The following is a 12,330-nucleotide window of genomic DNA, read 5'->3' on the forward strand; positions in this document are numbered from 1 at the left end:
AGGGGGTTCGGGGTGGGGCGAGTCATCGGCGGCCGGTACGAGCTGGACGCTCTGCTGGGCCGGGGTGGCATGGGGGAGGTGTGGGCGGCCACGGACCTCCTGATCGGGCGGTCGGTCGCGGTCAAGACACTGCTGCAGTACCACGCCGAGGCGGCGCCGCAGGAGGTGGAGTCCTTCTTCCGGGAGGCCCGCACCGTCGGCAGCCTCAGCCACCGCGGCATCGTCACCGTCCACGACGTCGGGCAGGACTCCGGCGGCACGCTGTACCTCGTGATGGAGCTCATCCCCGGCCGGGACCTGGGCCGCGTCCTCAAGGACGGGCTGCCGGACATCGCCACGGCCGTCGGCTGGACCGCCCAGGTCGCCGACGCCCTCGCCGCCGCGCACGCGAGCAACGTCCTGCACCGCGACCTCAAGCCCGCCAACCTGATGCTGGTGCCCGGGGGCGCCGTCAAGATCCTCGACTTCGGCATCGCCCGGTACACCGCCGCCACCAGCGCCCAGGCCAGCCGCGTCATCGGCACCGTCGCCTACATGCCGCCCGAACGCCTGCGCGGCAAGGTCGGTGACGCCCGCGGCGACCTCTACTCCCTCGGCTGCCTACTGCACGAACTCCTCACCGGCGCGCCGCCGTTCGGCACCGGCGAGGTGGCGGCCCTGCTGTTCGCCCACCTCGACCGGATCCCCGACCCGCCCGGCGCCACCCGCCCCGGCGTCCCGGCCGCGCTGGACGGCCTCGTCCTCGACCTCCTCGCCAAGGACCCGGACCGGCGGCCGCCGAACGCCATGGAGGTTGCCGGCCGGCTCACCGCCATCGCCGCGGCCCTCGCCGCCGCCGCCCGGGCGGAGCACCCCGCAGCACCCGTCCGGCCCGCGCTGTCCGTACCCGTACCCGCGTCCGCAGCCGCGTCCGTGCCCGCTTCCGTACCCGCGAGCGCCGGGCAGCTGACCGCCGTCCGCCCCGCCCCGGCCGCCGGGCCGGCCTCCGGAGCGGCCTCCAGGAGGACGGACAGCGCCGATCCGGATCTCGCCCGGTCCGTGGCCGAACTGACCGCCCTGGCGGCCGAGCTGGCCGACCGCAAGCGCTACCGGGAGGCCGTGGCGGTGGCGGTGAAGGCGGTGGGACTGTCCAGATGGCTGGCCGACGCCGATCCCGGCGTCCACGCGGCCGGCCTCGCCCGAAGACTCCACAGCCTCGGCGGCTACCTGGGGCGGTCGGGGAACTGGGAGGGAGCCCTGGAGGCACTCGGGGAGGCGGTGGAGCTGTGGCGGAGCCTGGTACCGGCCGATCCCGCCGCCCACCTCCCCGGCCTCGCGGCCACGCTCTCCGCACTCGGATCGACCCTCGGATGGCTCGGCCGCCGGGAGGAGTCCCTGGAGGTACTGCGGGAGGCGCTCGAACAGTGGCGGACGCTGGCCCTGGCCGGCCCCGGCATCCACGAAGCCGCCCTGGCCCGCGTGCTGTACATCCTGGGGGACACCCTGGGAGAGCTCGGCCGCTGGGAGGAGGCCCTCGTCCCGCTGCGGGAGGCGGTGGAGCTGCGCCGCGAACTCGCCCTGACCGACCCGGCGACCTTCGAGCCCGGCCTCGCCACCGCCCTCTACCTGATCGGCTTCATCCTGGGAGAGCTGGGCCACCGGGAGGAGGCACTCGGGCCGCTCCGCGAGGTGGTGGAACTGCGCCGGCGCCTGGACCGCACCGACCCCGACACCCAGGAGCCCGGCCTGGCCCGCACCCTCGCCTCCCTCGGGGACGCCCTGAAGGAACTGGGGCGCTGGGAGGAGTCCCTCGTCCCGCTGCGGGAGGCGGTCGAGCTGCGGCGGCGGCTGGCCCTCGCCGACCCCGACGCGCGCGAACCCGGACTCGCCCGCACGCTCTACTCCCTCGGCAACACCCTGCGGGAGCTGGGGCGCTGGGACGAATCCCTGGCACCCCTGCTGGAGGCGGAGAAGATCGTCCGCAGGCTGGCGCTGACCGACCCCGGAACGTACGAGCCGCGCCTCCCCGCCACCCTCTTCGCCCGGGGATTCAGCCTGGGGCAGCTCGGGCGGCGCGAGGAACAGCTCGTCCTCTTCCGGGAGGCCGAGGAGATCTCACGCCGGTGGACCGCCTAGCGGGGCGGCAGGTGCCGAGCGGGCACCCGGCCCGCCCGTATCCTTGGCGGGTGAGCACCACCGACCCCACCCCTGACAGCTTCCTCCTCGGCGCCTCCGACATCCGGGAGCTGGCCGCCGCGCTCGGCGTCAAGCCGACCAAGCAGCGCGGGCAGAACTTCGTCATCGACGGCAACACCGTGCGGCGGATCGTCCGCGCCGCCGACGTGACGGGCGAGGACGCCGTGGTCGAGGTCGGGCCCGGGCTCGGCTCGCTCACGCTGGCGCTGCTGGAGGTCGCCTCCCACGTCACCGCCGTCGAGATCGACCCGCTGCTCGCCGCGCACCTGCCGACCACCATCGCCGCCCGGCTGCCCGCCCGCGCCAAGGACTTCGACCTGGTGCTCAGCGACGCCATGGACGTCACCGAGCTGCCCGGCCCGCCGCCCACCGCACTGGTCGCCAACCTCCCGTACAACGTCGCCGTGCCCGTCCTGCTGCACATGCTGGCGACCTTCCCCAGCATCGAGCGGACGCTCGTCATGGTGCAGTCCGAGGTCGCCGACCGGCTCGCCGCCAAGCCCGGCAACAAGGTCTACGGCGTGCCCTCGGTCAAGGCCAACTGGTACGCCGAGGTGAAGCGCTCCGGTGCCATCGGCCGCAACGTCTTCTGGCCCGCGCCGAACGTCGACTCCGGCCTGGTCTCGCTGATCCGCCGCGACCCGCCGCAGACCACCGCCACCCGCAAGGAGGTGTTCGCGGTCGTCGACGCCGCGTTCGCCCAGCGGCGCAAGACCCTGCGCGCCGCGCTGGCCGGCTGGGCCGGCTCCGCGGCCGCCGCCGAGCAGGCCCTGGCCGGCGCCGGCATCGACCACAAGCTGCGCGGCGAGATGCTCACGGTCGAGCAGTTCGCCGCCATCGCCGAGCACAAGCCGGTTGCCGGGCCCGAGACCGTCGACGGGCCCGAGCCGGTCGCCGGGCCCGAGAACGGCGCCGAGCCCGAGCCCGCAGGGGAAGCCCAGTGAGTGTGACCGTCCGAGTCCCCGCCAAGGTCAACGTCCAGCTGGGCGTCGGCGGCCTGCGCGGGGACGGCTACCACGACCTCGCCAACGTCTTCTTCGCCGTCGCCCTCGGCGACGAGGTGACGGCGAGCGCCTCGGCGCCCGGCACCGGCGTCACCCTCACCTGCAGCGGCCCCGACGCCGGCCAGGTGCCGCTGGACGGGACCAATCTCGCGGCCCGCGCGGCCCGGCTGCTCGCCGCCCACCACGGCATCGACGCGGACGTCCACCTGCACATCGCCAAGGACATCCCGGTGGCCGGCGGCATGGCCGGCGGCAGCGCGGACGGCGCCGCCGCCCTGGTCGCCTGCGATGCGCTCTGGGCCCTGGACACCCCGCTGGACACCCTCCTCGGCCTCGCCGCCGACCTCGGCTCGGACGTCCCGTTCGCGCTGCTCGGCGGCGTCGCCCTCGGCCGGGGCCGCGGCGAGATCCTCGACCCGCTGCCGGTCGGCGGCACCTTCCACTGGGTGTTCGCCGTCGCCGACGGCGGACTCTCCACCCCCGCCGTCTTCCACGAGTGCGACCGGCTGCGCGAGGAGTCCGGCACCGGCTCCACCGAGGCCGACGTCCCCACCCCCGACGCCGACCCGGCCCTGCTCGCCGCCCTCGCCGACGGCGACCCGGTGGCCCTGGCGGCGGCCCTCGCCAACGACCTCCAGCCGGCCGCGCTCTCGCTGCGGCCCGCCCTCGCCGCCACCCTCCGCGCGGGCACCGAGGCCGGCGCGATCGGCGCGCTGGTCTCCGGCTCCGGCCCCACCTGCGCCTTCCTCGCCAAGGACGCCGAGGCGGCCGAGGCCGTCGCCGGGGCGCTGCGGGAATCCGGCACCTGCCGCACCGCCCACGCCACCCGCGGCCCCGTCCCCGGAGCGGCCGTCCTCGCGCACTGACGACGGCCGGGGCGGACGCCGGACCGGCGCCCGCCCGCACCCCACTACTCTTGGGAGACCGGGGCACCCCCCGGCCCAGCCGATCCCAGGAGCGCAGCACACGTGGCCGTCAACCTCGCCACCATCGAGTCCGTCACGAAGGTCTACGGCACCCGGGCCCTTCTCGACGGGGTCAGCCTCGGCGTCAGCGAGGGGGACCGCATCGGGGTCGTCGGCCGCAACGGTGACGGCAAGACCACCCTCATCCGGATGCTCGCCAAGCTGGAGGAGCCGGACGGCGGGCGGATCACCCACGCCGGCGGCGTCCAGATGGCCGTCCTCACCCAGCACGACTCGCTCGACCCGAAGGCGACCATCCGGCACGAGGTGATCGCCGACCGAGAGGACCACGAGTGGCTCGGCGACTCCCGGATCCGCGACATCATCGAGGGCCTGTTCGGCGGCCTCGACCTCCCCGGCTTCGGCCAGGGCCTGGACACCGTCATCGGCCCGCTCTCCGGTGGTGAGCGCCGCCGCATCGCGCTCGCCAAGCTGCTCCTCGGCGAGCCCGACCTGATCGTCCTCGACGAGCCCACCAACCACCTCGACGTCGAGGGCATCGCCTGGCTCGCCAAGCACCTGCAGAACCGCCGCTCCGCGCTCGTCTGCGTCACCCACGACCGGTGGTTCCTGGACCAGGTCTCCACCCGGATGTGGGACGTCCAGCACGGCGAGGTGCACGAGTACGAGGGCGGCTACTCCGACTACGTCTTCGCCCGCGCCGAGCGCTCCCGGATCGAGGCCACCGAGGAGTCCAAGCGCCAGAACCTGGCCCGCAAGGAGCTCGCCTGGCTGCGCCGCGGCGCCCCCGCCCGGACGGCCAAGCCGCGCTACCGGATCGAGGCCGCCAACGCCCTGATCGCCGACGTGCCGGAGCCCCGCGACAAGAGCGAACTGATGAAGTTCGCCAACGCGCGCCTGGGCCGGACCGTCTTCGACCTGGAGAACGTCACCGTCAAGGCCGGCCCGAAGCTGCTGCTGGAGAACCTCACCTGGAACCTCGGCCCCGGCGAGCGGATCGGCCTGCTCGGTGTCAACGGCGCCGGCAAGACCTCGCTGCTGCGCGCCATGCGCGACGCCTACGCCTCGGAGGGCGACGTCCAGCCCGCCTCCGGCGTGATCAAGGTCGGCAAGACCGTCCGTCTCGCCTACCTGTCCCAGGAGGTCGCCGAGCTGGACCCGGCGATGCGGGTCCTGCAGGCCGTCGAGCAGATCCGCAGCCGGGTCGACCTCGGCAAGGGCCGCGAGATGAGCGCCGGCCAGCTGTGCGAGCAGTTCGGCTTCGGCAAGGACAAGCAGTGGACGCCCGTCGGCGACATCTCCGGCGGTGAGCGCCGCCGCCTGCAGCTGCTCCGCCTGCTGATGGACGAGCCCAACGTGCTCTTCCTCGACGAGCCCACCAACGACCTCGACATCGAGACCCTCAACCAGCTGGAGGACCTCCTCGACGGCTGGCCCGGCTCGATGGTCGTCATCAGCCACGACCGGTTCTTCATCGAGCGCACCACCGACACCGTGCACGCCATGCTCGGCGACCAGAAGCTGCGGATGCTCCCGAACGGCGTCGACGAGTACCTGGAGCGCCGCGCCAGGATCGCCGCCGAGGCGGCCCCCGCGCTGCCCGCCGGCACCGCTGCCGCCAGGCCGGCCGGCGACACCCGGGCCGCGAAGAAGGAGCTCCAGCGGATCGAGCGGCAGATCGCCAAGCTCGACCAGCAGGAGGCCAAACTGCACTCCCAGCTCGCCGAGCACGCCGCCGACTTCTCCAAGGTCGCCGAGCTGGACGCCAAGCTGCGGGCCGTCAAGGACGAGAAGGAGGGCCTGGAGCTGGCCTGGATGGACCTGGCCGAGCAGGTCTGACGCCCGCTGCCGCCGGCTGGGCAGGTCCGACGCCCGCACCTTCGCGTTCAGGGTTCGAGCAGCTTCTCCAGCTCGTTCGCCGCACGGCCCAGCGCACTGCGCGTCGGGTCGTGCGGCCCCGTCGGGCGCTCCGCCGGCCGGGTCGGCGGCCGGTGCGCCCGGGCCGCCGCCGCCAGGGCGTCCAGTGCCCGCTGCACCCGCTCCACCTCGGCCGGGTCGGGCATCCGCCCGCCGTACCGGATCTGCGCCGCGTACGCCGCCACCGCGCCGCTCAGCCGCTCCAGCGCCGCCGTCGCGGGCAGCCACTGCTCGGCCAGGCGCCCGGTCGGCGGCGGCTCGGCCAGCCCGTTCTGGACCTCCCGGCGGGCCTCCGCCAGCGCCCGGTACGCCGTCCGCCGCAGCCACACCTGAGCCACCGGCTCGCGGCCGGCCTCCGCCACCGACAGCAGGTAGGCGTGCAGCGCGGAGGTCGCGTCGACCAGCCGCGGCTCGATCCGGTGCCGGGGCCGCTCGGGCCACAGCAGGTAGCCGAACAGCAGCACGATCGCGCTGGCCAGCACCGTGTCCAGGACCCTCGGCCAGATCTCCGACGTCCCCGGCTGCCCCCCGAGCTGCAGCAGGACCAGCGCCATCGGCGTCATCACCACCGTGTTCAGCCCGTAGTGGACGGCCGTCGCGTACGGCAGCAGCGCCACGCAGCCGGCGGCGATCACCGTCAGCGTCCACGGATCGGTGGTCAGCGACAGGATCCCCGCCGTCACCGCCACCCCGAGCACGGTGCCCACCGAACGGCTCACCGCCCGCAGGAACACCGACCCGAGATCCGGCTTCAGCACGAAGGCGACCGTCATCGGCACCCAGTAGCTCTTGCTCAGCGGCAGCCAGGCGGTGGCCGTCTCCGCCACCGCGATGCAGAGCGCCACCCGCAGGCCGTACCGCAGCGAACCGCGCGACAGCAGCCGCCCGCGCATCCGCCACGGATCGGGCGGCGGCGCCGGCGCGGTCGCCACCACCGTCGGACGTCCCGCCACCGTGTCGGCCGCCGAGCGCAACGCCGCGTCCAGAGCCCGGCGGGACGGCGTGTCCGGCCGCCAGTCCGGCACCGCGACCTCGCCGCCGCCCCGCTCCACCGCCCGGGCCAGCGCCCCCGGCACCGCCGCCGCCTCCGGCGGCACCGGCCGCCAGGCCCACAGCAGCCCGGTCGCCGCCTCCGTCGCGGCCAGCCCCGCCTCGTACATCCGGCGCAGGCGCGCACCCCGGGCCGACTCGCGGGCCCGGGTCGGCGGCAGCAGGTCCTGCACGAGGTTCAGCCGGGCCGTCAGCAACTGCCGGGACCGGGCCCCCTGCGGCGTGCCCAGATCGGCCAGCATCAGACCCAGCGCGTCGTACGCGGCCGCGATCGCCCGGTTGCGCGGATCGGCGTACGGGCGCCGGCGCCGGCCCAGGTGCGGCAGACCCAGCACGACCACCAGCGCCGCACCGGCCAGCATCATCGGCCCGGCCGCCCACCACGGCCGCGCCATCGGCATGCCGCTGCCGAGCGAGGCCGACACCAGCAGCAGCAACCCGGCGGCCGAACCGCGCGGGCCCGTCGCACTCACCGCCCCCGAGACGAACCCGACCGCCGTCAGTACCAGCCCCGCGACCAGCACACCGGTACCGGACTCCTGCAGGGCCGAGCCGATCAGCATGCCGAGAGCCGAGCAGAGGACGGCTCCGGCGATCCGCGGCGCCCGCAGGCGGGTCGGCTCGACCCGGTCGTTCATGGTCGCGTGCATCGCACCGAGACCGGCGAAGACACCGAGGTCGAGGCGGTGGAGGACGAGGCCGAGGGCAAGCGGCACGGCCATCCCGACGGCGGCCCGGGCCATCAGCGCGAGCGGCAGCGGCGGCCGGGAGGGGCGGGCGGCGCTGGCCCACCAGGCGGGAGTCCTCGGGCGGGTCGGCAGGGGCTCCGGCCGCTCGGCTGACACGCGATCACGTCCGATCCGCTGTACATGGCCGCTCCCGGTCGCACGCATCTGCGGGTCTCGCGGCGTCGTGGCGCACCGGGGGCCAGGGGCGCTGCTGTGCGACGTTGCGCGGCAGAATGGTTCGTACCGGGGTGAACCGGTCGCTTCAGTCTATCGTGACGTGTGCGCCCCGAATCCGCTGGTGAGCCCGCCGTGACTGACGGACCGTCGGATCGACGGGTTCTGTACGTGTCAAGTTCGTACCGATCTGGCACGGGTCCGCGATGGCCCCTGCCGCGCCGACGGAGGGGGTGGCTACGATTGACCCTGGCGGCGACTGACCCGGGGCCGGTCGCATGCCGAGCAGGCGTACGAGTGACAGTAGTTGATGACCCGTTGTTGATGGTGTTGTGCGGTGGGGCGGCCGATCGGCGGCCCACGCGGGGGAGAGGTGGATTGCTGTGGTGAATTCCGTTATCGCAGACGGTGGCGGCGGAACAACGCCGGGCGACCCGATCGGTTGGGTGACCGGCGGCGTGGCGGCGGCCGCGGTCACCGCCGCCAAGCTGGTGGCGACGTACGGCGCACAGAGCGTCAAGGTCGAGGTCGAGACCCTGGTCGAGTTCAAGAAGCGTGCGGAGGAACTGCTGAGCGCCTTGCAGTCCTCGCCCGCCACGGTGTCCCAGCTCTCCGAGTTCCAACTGCACCAGGACAACCTCGGTACGGGCTTCGCGGAGTCGTCCGACCTCATGCGCGCGTACGAGCGGGCGTTCAACAACCTGCCGCAGCTCATCAGCGCACTGGGTAACCAGATCGACGGCATGAGCGCCGCCCTGGGCACGACCGCCGCGGGCTACGGCGCCACCGAGGAGCAGCAGGAGAGCGCGGCCAACGCCGTCTACCAGCAGGGCGGCAACTCGTACTCAAACCTCGCCCAGGGCGGGTACGGCGGCCGGCCGGGGCCCGTCACGCCGACCCCCGCCACGCCGGTCACCAGGCCGGCCGCGGGTGACGGAAACGTGGCGTTCTGATGGCGAGTCGGTTCACTGACGCGCGGTTCACTGACACGGGGAGCATGTGATGGCAGGCGGTACGAACTTCGAGAGCATCGATCACGCCCGGCTCAAGGCCATGATCGAGCAGTCCGACCCGGGCAAGGTCTCCACCCACGGGGTCACCATCAGCATGGCCGCCTCGGCCCTGGCGGACATCAGCAACGAACTCGCCTCGCACCTCAGCCGACTGGAGTGGGAGGGCGAAGCAGCCGACGCCTTCCGGCAGTTCGCCACCAAGGTCCACCAGACCGCGGGCGCGATCAGCGAGTACTCGCGGGTGACCGGAGACGTGGTCAGCCAGGTCGGACAGGCGCTCTACGACGCCAAGAACGGCCTCCCCGCCGTACCGAAGGACGACATCGCGGCCGTCAGCCGCCACAAGGACCAGCCGAACACGACCGTCAAGGTCGTCGGCGGCGTCTTCGGCGCCCCGCTCGGCGTCCTCGGCATCGGCGTCGGCGCGGCCGCGGCGGACAAGGTCGCGGACAAGATCGACCCCAACTGGGTGACCGACGCCGAGGCGAAGGCCGCCCAGAAGCGCGTCGAAATCGCCCACCAGCAGGCCATCCACGAGATGGAGCGGCTTGCGCAGACCTACACCATGGCCACCACGCAGCTGAACGCGCTGGAGGCGCCGGTGGTGGGGCCGCAGCCGGGCACCGGCTATGTGGGAAGTGGCTCGGAGGAAGTCTCGGTCGGTGGTGGCGGCCAGGGCTCCGGTGGCTCCGGCGGTGGAATCGGCGGTTCGGGCGGCGGCAGTGGCTACGGCGTCGGCGGTGTCGGCTCCGGCAGCGGCGGTGGGAGCGGCAGCGGGTCGATTCCCGCGCCCTACCACCCGACACCGCCCCGGCCGACGACTCCGTGGCAGCCCACCCCGGTGGAGCCCTGGACCCCGACCACACCTCCGCGCGCCCAGGACCCCGGGTTCCAGGTGCCCCCGGGGACCATCGCGCGCCCGCCGAGCACCGGCATCGACGGCCTGCCGACGTATCCGGACACGACCAACCCGGCGCATAGCGGGTACACCCCCGGCGGTGGCACCGGCTCCACCACCCCGGGCGGCGGCGCCGGTGGCGGTACCCACGCGGGTGGCGGCGGCATCGGCGGCGGTTACGTGCCGAGCGGTGGCTTCGGCGGCGGTCGCGGTGGTACCAGCAGCCTCGGCGGTGGCAGCATCCCCGGCCGCAGCGGTACGGGGACGACGGGCGGCGGCGTCGCCGGGCGTTCCGGTACGGCCGGTGGCGGCGGAGCGGGCAGCAGCGCGTTCGGGGCCAAGGAGGGCCAGGCCGGTCGCGCGGCCGGCGCCAGCGGTATGGGCGCCGGCGGCATGCACGGCGGCGGTGGCGGAGCGGGTGGTGGCGGTGCGGCCGGTGGCTCGCGCGGCCGCGGCCTGACCTCGACGGCCGGCGGCACGGTCGGCGGCCGTAGGGGCCCCGGCACCGCCGGCGAGTTCACCGCCGGCGGCACCGGCCTGCGGAACCGGGCTGCGGCGGCCGGCGGCGCAGGTGGCGCGGCGGGTGCGGCGGGCGGAGCCGGACGTGGCGCCCAGGGCGGGATGATGCCCGGTCAGGGCGGCGCGGGCAAGAGCGAACGCGAGCGCCGCAACCGTGCCGACTACCTGCACGAGGACGAAGAGACCTGGACCAACGGAACCCCGCAGAGCAATCCCAACGTGATTGAGTAAGGCCGGACCAACTGCCCGGTCACGGAGTGAATTCCGTGGCCGGGCAGACCTGTCCGGGGCACCCGCTCCGGGCCGACGGGGAGAGCGACGAGGGAGCATGTGATGCGGCGGACGGACGCGGGAACGCGGGGGCGGCGGTTCGCCGCGGCATTCCTGGCTGCTGGGGTGGTAGTGGGCATGGCTGCCGCTCCGGCCGCTGCTGTCGACTCGATTCGGGAACAGCAGTGGCACCTGGATGCGATGAAGGCACCTGAGATTTGGCAGACGACGAAGGGTGCTGGCGTCACGGTTGCGGTGATCGATGGGGGCTTCAAGCTGGACCACCCCGATTTGGTCGGTCAGTTGCTACCCGGTAAGGACTTCAGCGGGCTCCCTGGTGGGCTCGGTGAAGGTGCCATCGGACACGGGACCGGTATCGCTGGGCTCATTGCCGGCTCTGGAAAGGGCCTGGGTGGAAAGGGTGCTTATGGTCTGGCACCTGGCTCCAAACTTCTGCCGATCAAGACTCTTAGTGGATCGAACTCCACTTCAGTGGTGAGTGGCTCAGAATTTCTGAGGCAGATCGACCAGGCGATTATCTATGCGGCCGACCAGGGTGCGAAGGTCATCAACATCTCGCAGGCGGGTGACGCGGCAGGCTTCTCTGCTGCCGACATTGCTGATCTCAAGGCGGCGGTGGCCCACGCTGGTTCCAAGGGATCGCTGGTGATTGCGGGCGCCGGAAATAGTGCGCAGAAGGGAAATCCAGTTCAGTACCCGGCTGCGCTACCCACCGTTGTGGCCGTGGGTGCAGTTGGCCGAGACGGCATGGTGATCGACGAGTCGGAGCGGGGAAAGCAGATTGATCTGGTAGCTCCGGGCATGGATATGTATGACCCGTGCAGCGAAGCGTCGGGCTATTGCAAGACACGTGGGACGTCCGATGCCACCGCCATTGTTTCCGCGTCTGCCGCGCTGGTCTTTTCGGCACACCCGGACTGGAGCCCGAACCAGGTCCTGCGCGTTTTGATCAACACCGCCGGCAAGCCTTCCAGCGGCGCCGCCCGTACGGACGAGGTCGGCTTCGGAGTCGTACGGCCCCGGATCGCACTGACCACGCCGGGTGACCCGGGTCCGGCCGACGTGAGTCCGCTCGACGGGCAGCAGGGCAGTGACCCCGTCCCTTCGCCCGCCGCCAGCGCTCCCGCCGGCGACCCGACGAAGGGGGCCACCACACCCGCCGAGTCCCCGGCGGCGGGTGCGCCCGCGACGAATGCGGCGCCGAGTGAGGGCAGCGACGCCGTCACCGTGCCCGGTTCGCAGACGGCGGACGGGAACGACTCGGGTTCGACGAACACGGTGTGGATCATCGGTGGCGGGGCGATCGGTGCGGCCGTCCTGATCGGCGTGGTGGTGGCGATCGTGGCGGCCCGGCGTCGGTCGGCGGCGAGTGCGGCTGCCGTTGCCGCACCCGTGCCGATGCCCGTCGGTGCGCCCCAGGGGTACCCGGGGGCGCCTCGGCCGCCGTACGGTCAGCAGCCCCCGCCGCAGTACGGCCAGCAGGCCCCGTACGGGCAGCAGCCTCCCGCGCCACCGCAGTACGGCGCGCCCGCCGACCCGCCGTCGGACAACCCGTACTCCCGCTAGCCGCTAGCCGCCAGCCGCCGGCCGCTCCGGTCGGGTGCACGAACGGGCCGGCGACGCGCACTGCGCGTC

General features: G+C 73.6%; 8 protein-coding genes. 7 read left to right on the forward strand and 1 reads right to left on the reverse strand.

The window, feature by feature from the left end:
- Positions 1-12: 12 nt before the first annotated feature.
- From ACFUK0_RS29290 to ACFUK0_RS29305, 4 genes are all read left to right on the forward strand, one after another.
- Entirely contained in the window at positions 13-2,115 is a 2,103-nt protein-coding gene (locus ACFUK0_RS29290; RefSeq protein WP_380255460.1) for a serine/threonine-protein kinase, read from the forward strand.
- A gap of 50 nt (positions 2,116-2,165) precedes the next feature.
- Positions 2,166-3,119 carry a 16S rRNA (adenine(1518)-N(6)/adenine(1519)-N(6))-dimethyltransferase RsmA gene (rsmA, locus tag ACFUK0_RS29295; RefSeq protein ID WP_380255461.1) on the forward strand — a complete coding sequence of 318 codons (954 nt, stop codon included), beginning with the start codon at positions 2,166-2,168 and terminating at the stop codon, positions 3,117-3,119.
- The gene (locus ACFUK0_RS29300) at positions 3,116-4,045 is read left to right on the forward strand and encodes a 4-(cytidine 5'-diphospho)-2-C-methyl-D-erythritol kinase (RefSeq protein WP_380255462.1); all 930 of its coding nucleotides are present in this window, start codon (positions 3,116-3,118) and stop codon (positions 4,043-4,045) included. Before rsmA ends, ACFUK0_RS29300 begins: the two co-directional genes overlap by 4 nt.
- 102 nt (positions 4,046-4,147) lie before the next feature.
- Complete coding sequence (locus ACFUK0_RS29305; protein WP_380255463.1) at positions 4,148-5,944, forward strand: ABC-F family ATP-binding cassette domain-containing protein; 1,797 nt, start codon at positions 4,148-4,150, stop codon at positions 5,942-5,944.
- A gap of 47 nt (positions 5,945-5,991) precedes the next feature.
- Here ACFUK0_RS29305 and ACFUK0_RS29310 read toward each other — a convergent pair whose 3' ends face one another.
- A complete protein-coding gene (locus ACFUK0_RS29310; protein ID WP_380255464.1) occupies positions 5,992-7,917 on the reverse strand; it encodes an FUSC family protein in 1,926 nt (641 codons plus the stop codon).
- Between the two features lie 440 nt (positions 7,918-8,357).
- On the opposite strand from ACFUK0_RS29310, the gene ACFUK0_RS29315 reads away from it, so the two are divergent.
- The 3 genes from ACFUK0_RS29315 to ACFUK0_RS29325 all read left to right on the forward strand — a co-directional run bounded on the left by ACFUK0_RS29315 (position 8,358) and on the right by ACFUK0_RS29325 (position 12,261).
- Positions 8,358-8,927 (forward strand): hypothetical protein, encoded by a 570-nt coding sequence (locus tag ACFUK0_RS29315; protein WP_380255465.1) that lies wholly within the window; start codon positions 8,358-8,360, stop codon positions 8,925-8,927.
- A gap of 49 nt (positions 8,928-8,976) precedes the next feature.
- Positions 8,977-10,635, forward strand: coding sequence for a WXG100 family type VII secretion target (locus ACFUK0_RS29320; protein WP_380255466.1), 1,659 nt, complete (start codon positions 8,977-8,979; stop codon positions 10,633-10,635).
- A 177-nt stretch (positions 10,636-10,812) separates the two neighbouring features.
- Entirely contained in the window at positions 10,813-12,261 is a 1,449-nt protein-coding gene (locus ACFUK0_RS29325; protein WP_380255467.1) for a S8 family serine peptidase, read from the forward strand.
- The last annotated feature ends 69 nt before the right edge of the window (positions 12,262-12,330 follow it).

This window comes from Kitasatospora sp. NPDC057223 (genome assembly GCF_042669755.1).
In the GTDB taxonomy this organism is placed as follows: domain Bacteria; phylum Actinomycetota; class Actinomycetes; order Streptomycetales; family Streptomycetaceae; genus Kitasatospora.

What these genes read in the sequence shown, in the direction of transcription:
- ACFUK0_RS29320 (WP_380255466.1), top strand. Translation starts at nt 8,977, where the DNA reads ATGGCAGGCGGTACGAACTTCGAGAGCATCGATCACGCCCGGCTCAAG.
- ACFUK0_RS29325 (WP_380255467.1), top strand. Translation starts at nt 10,813, where the DNA reads ATGGCTGCCGCTCCGGCCGCTGCTGTCGACTCGATTCGGGAACAGCAG.